Source organism: Pseudoalteromonas sp. Z9A5 (assembly GCF_011378875.1).
Taxonomy (GTDB): Bacteria; Pseudomonadota; Gammaproteobacteria; order Enterobacterales; family Alteromonadaceae; genus Pseudoalteromonas.
Map to the genome: position 1 here is coordinate 17,602 of NZ_WTLC01000003.1, position 14,589 is coordinate 32,190.

The 14,589-nt window shown below is 36.8% G+C and carries 14 protein-coding genes; 6 read left to right on the forward strand and 8 right to left on the reverse strand.

The window, feature by feature from the left end; translation table 11 throughout:
- Positions 1–2: 2 nt before the first annotated feature.
- The 4 genes from GQR56_RS02610 to GQR56_RS02625 all read right to left on the reverse strand — a co-directional run bounded on the left by GQR56_RS02610 (position 3) and on the right by GQR56_RS02625 (position 4,642).
- A complete protein-coding gene (locus GQR56_RS02610) occupies positions 3–833 on the reverse strand; it encodes a carbohydrate ABC transporter permease (RefSeq protein WP_024589367.1) in 831 nt (276 codons plus the stop codon).
- Positions 834–835: 2 nt separating this feature from the next.
- Positions 836–1,708, reverse strand: coding sequence for a sugar ABC transporter permease (locus GQR56_RS02615; RefSeq protein WP_166109052.1), 873 nt, complete (start codon positions 1,706–1,708; stop codon positions 836–838).
- Between the two features lie 145 nt (positions 1,709–1,853).
- Positions 1,854–3,158 (reverse strand): sugar ABC transporter substrate-binding protein, encoded by a 1,305-nt coding sequence (locus tag GQR56_RS02620; protein WP_166109053.1) that lies wholly within the window; start codon positions 3,156–3,158, stop codon positions 1,854–1,856.
- 155 nt (positions 3,159–3,313) lie between these two features.
- Positions 3,314–4,642, reverse strand: coding sequence for a hypothetical protein (locus tag GQR56_RS02625; protein WP_166109054.1), 1,329 nt, complete (start codon positions 4,640–4,642; stop codon positions 3,314–3,316).
- A gap of 589 nt (positions 4,643–5,231) precedes the next feature.
- Here GQR56_RS02625 and GQR56_RS02630 point away from each other — a divergent pair.
- Genes GQR56_RS02630 through GQR56_RS02650 form a run of 5 tightly spaced genes read left to right on the forward strand, consistent with a single transcriptional unit; the run spans position 5,232 to position 10,829 of the window.
- Positions 5,232–5,615 carry a response regulator gene (locus tag GQR56_RS02630; protein ID WP_166109055.1) on the forward strand — a complete coding sequence of 128 codons (384 nt, stop codon included), beginning with the start codon at positions 5,232–5,234 and terminating at the stop codon, positions 5,613–5,615.
- 14 nt (positions 5,616–5,629) lie between these two features.
- The gene (locus tag GQR56_RS02635; protein WP_166109056.1) at positions 5,630–6,535 is read left to right on the forward strand and encodes a MoxR family ATPase; all 906 of its coding nucleotides are present in this window, start codon (positions 5,630–5,632) and stop codon (positions 6,533–6,535) included.
- Between the two features lie 6 nt (positions 6,536–6,541).
- On the forward strand, positions 6,542–7,528 hold the full coding sequence (locus GQR56_RS02640; protein WP_166109057.1) for a DUF58 domain-containing protein: 987 nt from the start codon (positions 6,542–6,544) through the stop codon (positions 7,526–7,528).
- Positions 7,528–9,510, forward strand: coding sequence for a DUF3488 and transglutaminase-like domain-containing protein (locus GQR56_RS02645; protein WP_166109058.1), 1,983 nt, complete (start codon positions 7,528–7,530; stop codon positions 9,508–9,510). Before GQR56_RS02640 ends, GQR56_RS02645 begins: the two co-directional genes overlap by 1 nt.
- The gene (locus GQR56_RS02650; RefSeq protein WP_166109059.1) at positions 9,507–10,829 is read left to right on the forward strand and encodes a Na+/H+ antiporter family protein; all 1,323 of its coding nucleotides are present in this window, start codon (positions 9,507–9,509) and stop codon (positions 10,827–10,829) included. The genes GQR56_RS02645 and GQR56_RS02650 overlap by 4 nt, the downstream gene beginning before the upstream one ends.
- 306 nt (positions 10,830–11,135) lie before the next feature.
- Here GQR56_RS02650 and GQR56_RS02655 read toward each other — a convergent pair whose 3' ends face one another.
- The 3 genes from GQR56_RS02655 to GQR56_RS02665 are packed head-to-tail and all read right to left on the reverse strand — an operon-like array spanning position 11,136 to position 13,241.
- Complete coding sequence (locus GQR56_RS02655) at positions 11,136–11,567, reverse strand: acyl-CoA thioesterase (protein ID WP_024612085.1); 432 nt, start codon at positions 11,565–11,567, stop codon at positions 11,136–11,138.
- 5 nt (positions 11,568–11,572) lie between these two features.
- Positions 11,573–12,391: a M23 family metallopeptidase gene (locus GQR56_RS02660; protein ID WP_166109060.1), complete on the reverse strand. Its 819-nt coding sequence runs from the start codon at positions 12,389–12,391 to the stop codon at positions 11,573–11,575.
- A complete protein-coding gene (locus tag GQR56_RS02665; protein ID WP_024612087.1) occupies positions 12,384–13,241 on the reverse strand; it encodes a 6-carboxytetrahydropterin synthase in 858 nt (285 codons plus the stop codon). The genes GQR56_RS02660 and GQR56_RS02665 overlap by 8 nt, the downstream gene beginning before the upstream one ends.
- A gap of 203 nt (positions 13,242–13,444) precedes the next feature.
- Between GQR56_RS02665 and fabA the strand changes: the two genes are divergently transcribed.
- On the forward strand, positions 13,445–13,960 hold the full coding sequence (fabA, locus tag GQR56_RS02670; RefSeq protein ID WP_024612088.1) for a bifunctional 3-hydroxydecanoyl-ACP dehydratase/trans-2-decenoyl-ACP isomerase: 516 nt from the start codon (positions 13,445–13,447) through the stop codon (positions 13,958–13,960).
- A 102-nt stretch (positions 13,961–14,062) separates the two neighbouring features.
- On the opposite strand, the gene rmf is transcribed toward fabA, so the two are convergent.
- Positions 14,063–14,233 (reverse strand): ribosome modulation factor, encoded by a 171-nt coding sequence (gene rmf / locus GQR56_RS02675; protein ID WP_002960897.1) that lies wholly within the window; start codon positions 14,231–14,233, stop codon positions 14,063–14,065.
- Positions 14,234–14,589: the final 356 nt, after the last annotated feature.

Below are 14,589 nucleotides of genomic sequence, written 5' to 3' on the forward strand. Positions count from 1 at the left end.
TCCTATTTTACTGCGCCGAAACTTAATCCACGCACTAATTGTTTTTGACTAAACCAACCAAGTATTAAAATTGGCACAATGGCCATGGCAGATGCTGCCGATAACTTAGCGTAAAATAACCCCTCAGGGCTTGAGTAACTGGCAATAAATGCCGTTAAAGGTGCAGCATTTGCAGCGGTTAAAATAAGTGTCCAAAACGCTTCATTCCACGACAAAATAACATTGAGTAATAACGTTGAGGCTATACCTGGTAAGGCTATTGGTAATAAAACATGAAATATTTCTTCACCAATTGTTGCACCATCCATACGAGAAGCTTCAAGTATTTCGTTTGGTATTTCTCTAAAGTAGGTGTAAAGCATCCATACCATTATTGGTAAATTAATTAGTGTCATCACAATTACCAAACCTAACTTTGTATCAAGTAACGCAAAGTCACGAAACAATAAATAAATAGGAATAAGTACGCCTACTGGCGGTAACATTTTAGTTGAAAGCATCCACATTAATAAATGCTTTGTTTTTTTAGTTTGTACAAAAGCCATAGACCAAGCAGCAGGTACCGCAATTAATAACCCCAGTAAACTTGAACCTAGCGATATAACCACAGAGTTCCAAAAATGGGTAAAGTAAGGCGAACGCGACAGTACATCGCGGTAATTTTCGAGCGTCCAATCAAACGCATATAAGCTTGGGCTTGCTGATATTGCTTCGGCTTCCGTTTTAAAGCTGGTGATTAACGTCCATAAAATTGGAAAGAAAATCATGCCGCTTATTGTCCATGCTGCAATGGTATAAATTAGTTTGGAACGACGGCTATCTTTTATAGTCATAATTAACCCTCCAAGTTTTTGCCAATTAAGCGCATTAAAAATATAGCGACTATATTTGCAATAATAACTGCAACTATGCCCCCTGCCGAACCGCCACCTACATCAAATTGAAGTAGTGATTGCGTGTAAATTAAGTACGTTATATTGGTTGATGAATAACCAGGACCACCGCTAGTTGTTACTAATATTTCGGCAAAAATTGACAATAAAAATATAGTTTCGATTAAAATTACAGCGGTTACCGCACGTGATAAATGCGGTAAAACGATGTAGAAGAACTTGCTAAATGGACCTGCACCATCTAAATCAGCAGCTTCTAATTGCTCACGGTCTAAAGATTGTATAGCTGTGAGTAGTATTAATGCTGCAAACGGTAACCACTGCCAAGACACAATAATGATGATTGATAATAACGGCATTTGAGCAAAAAAGTCGATAGGTTCAAAGCCAAGCCAAATCGCAAAATGTGCAAATAAGCCATTAACTGGGTTCATTAGCATGTTTTTCCATACCAATGCCGACACAGTTGGCATTACAAAAAATGGAGCTAATACCATAATGCGAACATAATTTCGTCCCCATATTGCTTGGTCAAGTAAAATGGCTAAGCCAATACCACCGCAAATGGTGATAAGTAAAACCCCAGTTACTAGGTAAAGCGTATTAAAAAATGATTCAAAAAATGCTGGATCTGTTAGAAAAAATTCATAGTTTAGAAAACCTACAAATTCTTTTTCTCCTGGTACTAATAAATTGTAATCAATAAATGAAAAATACAATGTCATGCACAGAGGAACTATCATCCAAGCAAGTAATAAAATTACACTAGGAAGTAGCATAAGCCGTGCAAGCGTACGCGAGTTAGTTGTTGCCATATGTAGACCTTAAAAAAGCCAATTCTATTTACTCTTTAACTATCGAGTGAAAATCAGAAACCCTTGATAGTCTTTATAACTAACAAGTAAATAGAATTGACATAAAATATTGGGTAAGTTTGAGTACTTACCCGCCCATTACATGCTATTTAGGATAGCGAGCTTTACGCATTGTTCGCTCAACGAGGTGTTGAGATGTACTAAGCGCTTGTTTTACGGTCATTTGGCCTGTTAATGCAGCTGAAAATTGTTGACCAACAGCGGTACCGATTCCTTGAAACTCAGGAATAGCGACAAACTGAATACCTACATAAGGCACCGGTTTAACCGTTGGATTTTTAGGGTCAGCAGATTGGATAGAATCTAAAGTAATTTGCGCAAACGGTGCTGCGTCCATGTACTTTTGATTGTTGTATAGTGATTTACGTGTACCTGGTGGTACTTTTGCCCAGCCTTTTTTGTCGGCTACAAGTTGCGTGTATTCTTTAGATGTTGCCCAGCTAATAAACTTCATCGCTGCATCTGGTTTTTTGCTGCTTGCCGGTACGGCTAAAGTCCACGACCATAACCAATTACCGCGTTTACCTAAGCCATTATCTGGCGCAAGGGCAAATCCTACTTTATCGGCAACTTCAGAGTCTTTTTTGTTAGTAACAAATGCGCCAGCAACGGTAGCATCAATCCAAATACCACATTTTCCGGTTTGGAATAAAGCAAGGTTTTCGTTAAACCCGTTTGCAGATGAACCGGCAGGTCCCGACTCTTTCATTACATCTACATAATACTGTAATGTATTTTCCCACTCTGGGGTATTGAACTGAGGTTTCCAATTTTCATCAAACCAACGAGCACCGAACGAATTAGCCATTGATGTAATAAGCGCAACATTCTCACCCCAACCGGCTTTACCGCGTAAACAAAGACCATAAACACCCTCTTTTTTATCGGTCATGGCTTTGGCGGCCTTACGTATAAAGTCCCACGTTGGTGCTTTAGGCATAGTTAGCCCTGCTTTTTCCATTAAGTCAGTGCGATACATAACCATTGAGCTTTCACCATAAAATGGTGCTGCATAAAGTTTATCGTTAACAGTTAAACCGCTTCGGATTGCAGGTATTAAATCGTCTAAATCGTAGTTTTCGCCTAAATTATCCAGCTCTTTTAGCCAATTTTGCTTGCCCCAAATAGGTACTTCATAAGTACCTATGGTCATTACATCGTATTGGCCGCCTTTTGTTGCTACATCGGTAGTGACACGTTGGCGAAGAATGTTTTCTTCTAGCGTTACCCATTTTAGGTCTATGTCAGGGTTTTGGCGGGTAAAGTCACTGCTTAGCTCTTTCATGGTGATCATGTCACCATTATTTACAGTGGCTATTGTAATTGTTTCTTTTGCAGCAGCGCCCATGCTTATAAAGCCACACGCGAGCATAATTAATTTATTTTTCATCGGGTATTCCCCATATTCAAAGTTAATGTCTCATTAAATACTGTTAAATTAGCCTTTATTTTTATCGCAGTTTTAATCAATTAAACTGCTAGCAAATTACCTTTTAAGTACAGGTAAATGGCTAAATAAAGAGGCAGAGCTAGCCGGCTAATATCTTAAAACTTAACAGAAATTTCAGAAGTAAAACCATCAAATCCTTTACCGATTTGACCGCCCGAATTAACACCTTCTTCTTGATTAACATACTCAACTTTTAAAAGCGTTTTATCGTTAAACCAGTAACCAGCCGCTACTTGAATACGCTCTACTGTATTGTCTGTTTGTTCAATTAGATCTGAGGTGTTTTCGGCTTCTGCATAACGAGCCGCTACATATAACTTTTTAGGGATAATATATTGTTGTGCTTCAAATACGAAGTACTCTACTGATGAGTCGCCTTCTATTACACTGTTTGAATCAAAAGTAGTGCCGTTTTCATCAGCTATTCCATTTGTACCAAAGTAGGTAATACCGGCAACTGCATTACCAGCCGCATCTGCAAACGTGTAGTCATCAGACGATTTACCAACCATAAAAATGAGGCTCGTTTCGTCAGATGGTTGATAAGCTAAATTCAACTGGATAATTGATTGCTCAAGACCAGGCATGGCGCCCACGTGAGTATCACGTTCATTTGAAGGTGATGCTGAGAAATTATAGTTTTCACCATCGCCAAAGCGATAATTTGTTGTTGTTACACCATCAAGACTTGCTACACCATTTTCAAAACGTAATTGGTCGCCTTGATTCGCTTTTAATAAGTTTAAACCGGCTTTAAAGCCACCTTCAAATTCTAGAGTACCTTGAAGTCGGTAGTTGTAACCTCGGTCTTCTTGAAAAGCTTCACCAAAACTAGAGGTAGTGATATGACCTGTAACATTATAAGCACGCACTACACCGCTATCGAAAGTTTCGCTATAGCTTAGCTGCGCGCCATTTTCTGCGGTTGCATAATCGGTTATGCCGTTACCAATTAATGCATTACCTTGGTTATCTGCACCGTCTTGAAAGCCTTTAAATTGAAAAGGCGAACCACCAATGTTACCCAAGCGTAATATTAAATTAGCATTATCTTTTGGTGTTCCATAAAGGCCTAGTAGGTCAAACTCAATACCTGCAAAGTCATTATGGAATGAAAAATCACGGTCCTCACCACCAAAGTCATTAGGCTCTTCGGCAATGTCTATGTCGGCTGTGATGTATTCATTAATATGAAATTTAAGCATTAGATTTGCTCTAATACGTCCAAACCCTGACTCTTGTTCTTCATCTTCTGGACGAAATGCGCCATCTTTCGCTTGAATTGACTGAAAGTTTTGCATTAATAAGAAATCTACGTCAATGCGATCTAAGTACTCTGAAACATCAGCCTGTGCAGGTGCTGATGTAGCCATAGCTGCCGCTATGAGAGAAATTGCAAATTTAGTATTTTTATTATTTAACATAATAAGCTCTTTATTTAGTGTGGTGTGTAAGTACAGTGTGTAGATGAGAAAATGCTGAGCAATAACATAAGTAAGCAATGAAACTGCACTTGTGAGCATAAGCCCGTCTGGTGAGCATAATCACAGAATGAATTTAGAAGGTCAACGATTTTTTATTACATAACGTTTACAAAAAATAGAGTTATAGTTTAAATATTTTTGAATCAATAAGTTAAGTAGCAAATTTGTTACAGTAATTTAAGTCGGAAATTCTGTTTTAGATGTATTTATTTAAAACAAGTAAACGGTTTGTTTGATATATGAACCAGAGTGAATTAAATAAAATACTCATGCGCGGGGTTTAGTGGTTTAAATTTACTCAAGCTAGGTTAAAGGAAACACTTAATGTTAAATAACGATCATTACTTATATATGTAGCAAAAAATATATAGCCAACTAAACGTTGTAGATTTTTATATAGATAAAAAATAATAAAAGCTGTAAACGGTATATTAATTACGCTTTTTTAAGCAACTATCTTGAGCTTACGTGGGGGTTAGCATAGTATTGAAAATACTTAAGATGTATTAAATATAGAAGTAATTAACATATGGAATTTGTTCGCCCTCTAGAGCCTATCCTCATCATTGATGATGTTAAGGAAATACGTGATTATCTAAATCAAATTTTAACTGAGCTCGGCTTTGAAGACATTTTAGAAAGCGCCAACTTCAACTCAGCTAAGCCATTAATGAATGAAAAATCACCCAATGTTATTTTTTTAGACGTTGATTTACCTGGCTCTGATGGCACCGATATTCTGGAGTTTATAAATGATACATACCCACATGCTCACGTTGTTATGTGCTCTGGGCATAATAGCTTCGAAAATGTTCAAAACACGTGGGAATTAGGTGCGAAAGGTTTTATAGCAAAACCTTTTAACGCTAAAAAAGTTGATACCGTAATGAAACGCCTCGAACTCATAGAATAATAAAAAAGGTTAACATGCAAAGTACCGTTACAGCGATTATAGAAGATTTATCAGGTGTTATTTTTGGCAAAAAACAACAAATTAAACTAGCGCTTACCTGCCTATTTAGTGAAGGACATTTACTAATTGAGGATTTACCTGGCATGGGTAAAACAACGCTTTCTCATGCTTTAGCTGCGGTACTCGGGTTATCTTATCAACGTATACAGTTTACAAGTGATTTATTACCTGCCGACATATTAGGCACAAATATATTTAATAGTAACGAGCACACCTTTACTTTTCACAAAGGTCCCATATTTAGCCAGGTTGTATTAGCCGACGAAATAAATAGAGCGGGTCCTAAAACACAAAGTGCTTTACTAGAGGCAATGGAAGAGCAACAAGTTACTGTTGACGGTAAAAAGTATTCACTTCCAGCTTCTTTTTTTGTGATTGCTACACAAAATCCATTATATCAGTCTGGTACTTACCCATTACCTGAATCTCAGTTAGACCGTTTTTTAATGCGAATTAGTTTAGGGTTTCCACCAAAAGAAGCCGAAAAACGCTTAATTTTAAATATGCAAAAACGTGACTACTCTATGTTACCAAAGCGAATAAATGAGCAGCAACTAGCAGAAATACAAACGGCTATTAGCAGCATTACAATAAGCTCTCCGGTAATTGACTACATAATTGAATTAGTAAACTACACACGTAATAGTAATGCATTTGCTGCGTCACTATCACCGCGTGCAAGTATGGCTTTAGCTAAAGCTGCAAAATCATGGGCTTATATTGACGGACGAGATTTTGTAATGCCAGAAGATGTGCAGGCAGTATTTGCAAGTGTATGTCAGCACCGATTAGGCTTACATAACGAGTCGGGTGAGGCACAGGTAAACGATATTTTAAAAGCTGTTTTGGTACCGGTATAAAATCTTATGCCAAAAAAAACACTTAAGCGCCCTACTTTATTTAAGTCATTTAAGCGTGCAATATTTAATAAGCTATTAAAAAATAAACACTTAAAAAACTCCATCACACTTGAACATAAAACAATATATGTTTTACCATCATCTCTTGGATGGTACTTTGTTATTGTTGCTATATTAAACTTTATTATGGGTATTAATTATCAAAACAACTTAATTTTGATAATGGCTTATTTGATGTTTGTGGTAATAATAATTTCAGTACTTATGGGGTACAGTAATGCAAAGGGATTAACTGTAACTTTTAAAAGTGTATTTCCGAGTTTTTCCCCTCAAAAACCTAGTTCTCAATTTATTTTACAAAGTCCTACAATTTGCCAATCTGTATCACTCACCTATCAAGGCGAATTACAAACCCAAGTACACAGTGATGAGGTTAATAATAAGCCCCAAACAATAACTCTTAATTTACCTTATTCACACCGTGGGCAATATGCATTTGAACGAATAAAAATTGCGAGCAACTATCCATTTGGCTTAGTTACAGTGTGGAGTTACATTCAGCTACAAAGCGAGACTTTTGTTTACCCTTCTCTTGAACAAGTATTAAGTGATGAGCACGTTAGTGCACTTGATGAACAATCGGATAGCGGAATAGCAAAAGAAGCTGGTAGCGAAGAGTTTGAATCTTTAATTCCTCACTTACCAGAGATGGGTCTGCAAAGAATTTCGTGGAAACATTATGCTAAAACGCAGCAATTACTTGTGAAAGAATTTGTTGATTTTAAAACAGCAAATGCTCTATTCGATTTTAAGTTAATGCATGGCGATACTGAACAGCGCTTAAGTCAACTGTGCTTTTTAGTCTGCGAAGCCACAGAGCAAAATACTCCTTTTATGCTAAAACTACCCAATAAAACACTAAACACCAATACAGGGCAGCATCATAAACAGCAATGCCTAGAATTATTAAGTGCATTTAATGGGGCTGTATAATGAATATAATTAAAAATGAAAAAGTAATAAATTTTTCTTTATGCTTTATATATGCGTGTTTGATTATATTTTTTATCGCACACTTACCCATTGTATTTATTAGTGTTTTAACAATACTGTGTGTATGGAATTTTTATATTACAACAACAAATAAATCCAAACCTAATGCGTGGTTAGCTAATATATTAGCAGGTGCCGCTCTTGGGTTAATGATTTACAGTGTTGGAATGTCTGACACGGTTATTTTATTTGTTGCTATGTTATTGCTTTCTAGCATATTTAAGTTATTACAGGCTAAAACTAAAAAGCACTACCATATAATTACAACTCTTACGTTTTTCTCTCTTTCGGCTGTATATTTATTTAACCAAAGCATCGTTACCACACTCGTTGTAAGCGGCTTATACATATTAAACTTTGCAGTGCTTGGCTTATTAGAATCAAAACATAATTTGAAAGTAACGTCTAAACAAAGCGGTAAATTACTATTGCTTGCTTTGCCCTTAGCAATATTTTTATTATTATTTTTACCAAAAATGCCTGCGTTTTGGCAATTACCAGGTCCAAAACTTGCTAAAACAGGGCTTTCTGAACAAGTTGATCCTTTTGATATAGCTAAATTATCGAACTCAGATGAACTCGTCTTTAGAGCCACATTTAATAAGCAATCTCCAAGCTCTCCTTATTATTGGCGTGCTATTGTGCATGACGAATTTAATGGAAATGCTTGGTTAACATCCGACTTTTTAAAATATAATAATTCACCTGTTCAAGAGCTAAACGCAGGCGATGAAACGAAAGTTGAATACTCAGTAATAGCAGAACCCGCAACACAAAAATGGTTGTATGGACTTTCTTTCTCAACAAGTAATACAGATGGCGTGCAAGGAAACGCGCTTGGATTACTGAGGAAAAAGAAATATCAGGCAAAAAATCTGCAATACAATGTAAGCAGTGTAGCGCTTAATCAAACTCCTTTGTCACCAAGAAAAACGAAGCAATACACACTTCTTACAAGTAAAAACAATAGTAAAACACTAACACTCTCAGAAAATTTAAAACAACAAACAAAAAGTGACCGTGAATTTTATAATGCGTTATTACAGTACTTTGTAGATAAAAAGTTTACCTACACCTTAACGCCTTCACCTATGAGTGGTGACGATACTATTGATCAGTTTATATTTGATAATCAACGTGGCTTTTGTGGTCACTACGCCAGTGCCGCCGCTTATATATTTAGAAGTGCGGGAATTCCTGCTCGCGTAGTTAGTGGATATTTAGGTGGTGAACTTAATCAAAGTAATAATACGCTAACTGTTCGCCAGTATGATGCCCATGCATGGGTAGAAGTCTATTTAGAAAGCGAAGGTTGGCAGATTTTTGATGCTACCGCCGTTGTAGCACCAGAGCGTTTAAATGGCTCGCTTTCTCAAAATGAAGAATTAAACGATGAGTTCAAAAGTAATCTAGATTTTGGGCTTGTTAGCCTAAGTAATTTTGCAGCAATTAACTGGTTAAGGTTAGAACTCGAAAATTTAGATTATCAATGGGCAAGTTGGGTTCTTGGATTTGATGATGAAAAGCAAAGTGACTTTTTAAAATCAATTTTTGGAAGCAAAAACATTTGGTTGGTACCCTTAATTGTACTTTTAACAGCAGGCTTTTGTTTTATTGGGTACTTTGTGTATTTAAACTGGCCAAAACAAGGCTCTGCTAAATTAGCCCCGATGGTTAAAGAGTATTATCAAATAGTAAGTTGGGCTGAAAAACAAAAATTAAATATATCTGAGAATTTAACACCTAGTCAGCAACTTCAATATTTTGCAGTGCATTTGCCACAAGTTGCACAATCAATAAACGAATTTAGTGAATTATTTAACCAAGTACGTTATGAAAAAAAACCATTTACAAAAGAGCGTAAAACTCACGCTAAAGATCTGATAAAATTAATTAAAACTTCAAAACAGAGAAAACTATGAATGCTGTTGTTATAGGCGTTATTTTAATGCTTGGGCTATCTTTGGCCCGTGTAAACGTCATTGTTGCCATGACTATAAGTGCGTTAGTTGCAGGCCTAACTGCAGGTTTGGGGATAAAAGAAAGTGTTGATGCATTCAATTCAGGGCTTTCTGCAGGTGCGGAGATTGCACTAAGTTATGCAATGTTAGGTGCATTTGCCGTGGCTATTTCTAAATCAGGATTAACACGCATACTCGCCAATAAATTATTAGCGAAGGTAAATGCAAAAGACAGCAGTAATGAAACGTTCTTGAGCTACTTTATTTTATTAATTATTCTAGGTTGTGCTATTTCGTCACAAAACTTAGTACCAGTACACATTGCGTTTATTCCTATTTTAATTCCGCCCCTACTCGTTGTTTTTAATAAGTTACGATTAGATAGACGTGCTATAGCGTGCATTTTAACATTTGGATTAGCAACTTCTTACATGGTGTTGCCTTATGGTTTTGGCGGAATTTATTTATATTCTATTTTACATAAAAATCTTGTTGATAATGGTCTAGACATTGTAAATACACAAGTTCCTATTGCGATGATTATTCCTGCACTTGGTATGTTTATTGGGTTAATTATTGCAGTATTTATTACCTATAAAAAACGCCGTGAATACACAGAGCAGCCATTAACAACTCAGAGCAAATCGGCTGATGTCGAAAACCCTAAAAAAGTAATGATTGTAGGGCTTTTTGCAGTACTTGCCTCGCTTGTTGCACAAAACCTAAGTGGTTCAATGATTTTAGGGGGTTTAGTTGGTGTAATGATATTTAGTGTATTTGGTGTGGTTAAATGGGAAGAAAACGGCGACGTATTTAGCAAAGGCGTTGCGATGATGGCCATGATTGGTTTTATTATGATATCAGCACAAGGCTTTGCATCGGTTATGCAAGCCACTGGCGATGTAGCGAGCTTAGTACACAGTGGGGCCGCCCTTTTTGATGGTAATAAACCTTTGGCTGCCGGTGTTATTTTGTTAGTCGGGTTATTAATTACAATGGGAATTGGTAGTTCGTTTTCGACAGTGCCTATTATTGCAACTTTGTTTGTTCCTTTGTGTTTAGATCTTGGGTTTTCGGTTATGGCTACCGCCGCACTTGTTGGTACTGCGGGTGCTTTAGGTGATGCAGGTTCTCCTGCTTCAGACTCAACGCTTGGTCCAACATCAGGTTTAAATGCCGATGGTCAGCACGACCATATTAGAGACTCTGTTATTCCAACATTTATTCACTTTAATATCCCACTACTAATATTTGGCTGGATTGCAGCAATGGTGCTTTAAGTGGTATGCATGTATGCATGTATGCATGTATGCATGTATGCATGTATGCATGTAAGTACTCGTAAGTTTAATTAAAAGCTAAATGTAACTAAAAGGTATGTTAAAAGCATACCTTTTTTGCTTTTAACAACTCTTATCCCTATCAATTGCCTCCCTATTTTGACTACTTTTTTAGTAAATATTAACTGCGCTGTTGAGATTAGACGCAATAAATACCTAGTATGATGTGTTCTTTATGGTTTTTTATATAAGCACCAATTAAGGTGCTTATATAATATTACTCTACCGCGTCTTTAAAGCTTTAAATTACTCAAAACCATAAATCATTTTATCGCATACCACAGGTGTTGGTCTGTGGTTATCATCGACTGCTACAAACGTAAAGCTACCACTAATAGCAGAGTGCTTATCGTCTCTGTGCATCGTTTCTAATAGTATATCTACATCAACTTTTAAGCTGGTGTTACCTACATAGACTACTTTAGCTATTAACTCGGCAAAAGTACCAGCTGGTATCGCTTCTTTAAAATCAACTCTATCTGAAGATATAGTTACCAAAGGTTTACGACAAAAACGAGTAGCTGCTATAAATGCCACTTCATCCATCCACGCCAGTGCATCACCACCAAATAATGTATTATGATGATTAGTACGCCCTGGAAACACTGTTTTAGTTACCGATGTGGTTGAATCTTCAATGCGCTGAGCAATTATTTCATCGCGATTTACGTCAGTCATAATCTCTACTTTTTGTTTGCTAATGTATCTTGCATTAGTAATGCTGGATCTAGGCGTTCGCCTTTCCAGTTAAAACGCCAATCTAGGTGAGGACCCGTTACACGCCCTGTTGCACCAATTTCAGCTACTTTGTTGCCTTGCGTTATTGTATCACCCACTTTTACGTCAAGCTTACTCAAATGAATGTAAGTTGAGGTAATACCATGTCCATGGTCAATTATTAATGTACCGCCTGAGTAGTATAAATCAGGTTCAGCAAAAACCACTGTGCCACTAATAGGCGCGTAAACAGGTGAGCCTGTTTTATTCGCGATATCTAAGCCAAAGTGCGGACGACGAGGCTCGCCATTAAAGTAGCGCTGACTTCCATAAACACCCGATATACGTCCTTCTGCAGGCTTTAACACTGGGTCTAAAAAGTACACTAAATCAGAGTCAACTTCTCGAGCTTTACGAACAGCAACTGCTTCGCGGCTTATACGCGCGCTAACTTCTTTTGGTGGCGAAACATATTTTTTAGCTACGCCGGTAATTTTATCTATTTTATATTCGCGCTTAGTAATAGCTATCGGCTGTGAATGCGATTTACCCGTGTTATCTACCCATTTTAAAGTATGAGTAGTATCAGCGTCTCGACCAAAACCAAATACAAAATCACCATTTGCTGAAAGTTTTAAGTCTTTGCCATCTAAGCTTACTGATTTAGCGTTTTCTAGCTTTCCAGTAACTAAACCGCCCTGAGTTAAATGCCCTTTTAACTCAAGCGCCATAGCATTAAAGCTAGCAGAGGCAACAAGCGCTGTTACTAAAAGTGTTTTAAACATAACTAATCGATCCTTTTCCAACACCTTCATAAGCGGTTACTTTCACTGCTTTTTCTGGGTATTGGGCTTTAATTTGACCAGCTACATGTTCAGCAATACATTCTACAGTGGTATCTACTGGTAAAATATCGCAACGAGATTCGCTAATAGCCATTTCAAAATAGCCTTGTGCAGATGTATAAGCAAAACATACATCACCCGCTTTGGCTGTTATATGTTTTAAATCAGGTGCGTTAATTTGATCTTCACTTGTGGCTAAGTAAATATCTTCCCACTTTTGAGACCATTCTTTTTGCAAGCGCGGCATAGTAATGCCATCTAGGCTAATACCAATTTGAGAACGATGCCCATGAATAATGCGCTGGCAATTACCGTCATGCTTTTTAAGGCCATGGCTGTAATGATAATAAAAACTTTGGCTGTGTTCAGGCTTAAGAGACAGCTCTATTTTTTCAATGTTATCTGGTAGCTTCGGTAGAATAGTCGCAATTAAAAATTCAGTAACCGATTCAACAGTTACTTCGTCTGCGTTAATCATGCAATAAGCTTGATGAGGAGCACTCATAGCTAAGTGGTTGTTTTCACCAAATGTACAATCGAGTGTTTTATGCTCGTCAAATTCAGATACAACGCCATTTAGACCTGTAGGAATTGCTAAACGGTGATCAATACACTCATCTATAATGCCTTTAATTTGCTTTTTAACTAAACCAAAGTCTAAAACCATAGACTCTTCGTTAAGTTTTCCGTGCAAAGTTAAATCAACAATCCAGCTCTCGCCAACGGCGCCGCGTTTGTTACATAAGTAAGAAAAATCAATCACAGTTAGTGAGTTAACAAAAAGGATCATAAACTTCCTTTAGACTGGTTATAAGACAGCACTAATTATAATGATTTTTAATTGTAATTGCGCGGTTTTATAGTGCAAAAACCAGTCACACTGCTTGATTGGTTATTTAATGTGCAATATTTTGATTTTTTAACTGCTCCGAGTTGTTTAGCGTACAAGTGTACGCTAAAGTACTTGGCAATTTCTAAGCGAAGATAAGTGTTATGGAACCTAAAAATAGCTATACAAAAGAAGATTTGATCCTTTGCGGTCAAGGTGAAATGTTTGGTGAAGGCAACTGCCGTTTACCAAGTGACAACATGTTAATGATGGATCGTATTACCTCTATTACTGCTGATGGCGGAATTCATGGTAAAGGCGAAATTGTTGCTGAGCTTGATATTGACCCTAGCCTGTGGTTTTTCGATTGCCATTTTAAAGGCGACCCAGTAATGCCAGGTTGTTTAGGATTAGATGCTATGTGGCAACTAGTTGGCTTTTACTTAGGTTGGTCTGGTGGTCCTGGTCTTGGTCGTGCGCTAGGTGTGGGTGAAGTTAAATTTACTGGTCAAATTTTACCGACTAATAAAAAAGTAACTTACCGCCTTGTAATGAAACGTTTAATTAAACGTAAATTGTTTATGGGCGTTGCCGATGGCACTGTAGAAGTTGATGGCCGAGTAATCTACGAAGCAAAAGATTTAAAAGTGGGCTTATTTCAAGACACTAGCGCGTTTTAATTACTTAAACTAAATTCTGTTTAGGGTTTGGTTTAAAAGTTAATGCACAAACAAAAAGGCCTCCAACGTGGAGGCCTTTTTGCTTAAATTCGATTATTGATTTTAGGTTTTGTACATGTTGCGATTTTCAATCGCCTCACGCCAACCTCCTAACCACTCTGATTTTGGATCTACTTGTTGATAAGGGCATAGCTCTTTTGAGCGACCTGCTAAACCTGCTTTAAAACCTTGAGAATGAGCTCTTTCTAAACGATCTCTTTTCTGTCTCTTCATCGGTAATATCCTCACCTTTTTATTTATATATTGTGTAGCATTAGTGAAATCTACATTTAATGAATAGTTAATAAAAATGTAAAATTCAAATTGTAAAAGCAATTAAATTGTTTGACTTTAACTAAGCTGCTGATGCAAAAATGAATTAACATTTAAAAAAGTAAGTGGTCATACAACATTTAATTTGACCGATTCGTAAAAACAAATTGGCGATTTAATAATCGCTAAAAAGCACTTATGTGCTTTAATTGTGACCGACTAATATTGACTAAGTTCCAAACAAAAATGTAATCGTGACACTTTTATTTCATTAATCTTAAATTAGTAGCCCGCCATAAATATGAACTATTTTTAAA

Bases quoted from the DNA above. Each gene is read 5' to 3' on its own strand.
- GQR56_RS02610 (WP_024589367.1), bottom strand. From the start codon at position 833: ATGACTATAAAAGATAGCCGTCGTTCCAAACTAATTTATACCATTGCA.
- GQR56_RS02615 (WP_166109052.1), bottom strand. From the start codon at position 1,708: ATGGCAACAACTAACTCGCGTACGCTTGCACGGCTTATGCTACTTCCT.
- GQR56_RS02620 (WP_166109053.1), bottom strand. From the start codon at position 3,158: ATGAAAAATAAATTAATTATGCTCGCGTGTGGCTTTATAAGCATGGGC.
- GQR56_RS02625 (WP_166109054.1), bottom strand. From the start codon at position 4,642: ATGTTAAATAATAAAAATACTAAATTTGCAATTTCTCTCATAGCGGCA.
- GQR56_RS02630 (WP_166109055.1), top strand. From the start codon at position 5,232: ATGGAATTTGTTCGCCCTCTAGAGCCTATCCTCATCATTGATGATGTT.
- GQR56_RS02635 (WP_166109056.1), top strand. From the start codon at position 5,630: ATGCAAAGTACCGTTACAGCGATTATAGAAGATTTATCAGGTGTTATT.
- GQR56_RS02640 (WP_166109057.1), top strand. From the start codon at position 6,542: ATGCCAAAAAAAACACTTAAGCGCCCTACTTTATTTAAGTCATTTAAG.
- GQR56_RS02645 (WP_166109058.1), top strand. From the start codon at position 7,528: ATGAATATAATTAAAAATGAAAAAGTAATAAATTTTTCTTTATGCTTT.
- GQR56_RS02650 (WP_166109059.1), top strand. From the start codon at position 9,507: ATGAATGCTGTTGTTATAGGCGTTATTTTAATGCTTGGGCTATCTTTG.
- GQR56_RS02655 (WP_024612085.1), bottom strand. From the start codon at position 11,567: ATGACTGACGTAAATCGCGATGAAATAATTGCTCAGCGCATTGAAGAT.
- GQR56_RS02660 (WP_166109060.1), bottom strand. From the start codon at position 12,391: ATGTTTAAAACACTTTTAGTAACAGCGCTTGTTGCCTCTGCTAGCTTT.
- GQR56_RS02665 (WP_024612087.1), bottom strand. From the start codon at position 13,241: ATGATCCTTTTTGTTAACTCACTAACTGTGATTGATTTTTCTTACTTA.
- fabA (WP_024612088.1), top strand. From the start codon at position 13,445: ATGGAACCTAAAAATAGCTATACAAAAGAAGATTTGATCCTTTGCGGT.
- rmf (WP_002960897.1), bottom strand. From the start codon at position 14,233: ATGAAGAGACAGAAAAGAGATCGTTTAGAAAGAGCTCATTCTCAAGGT.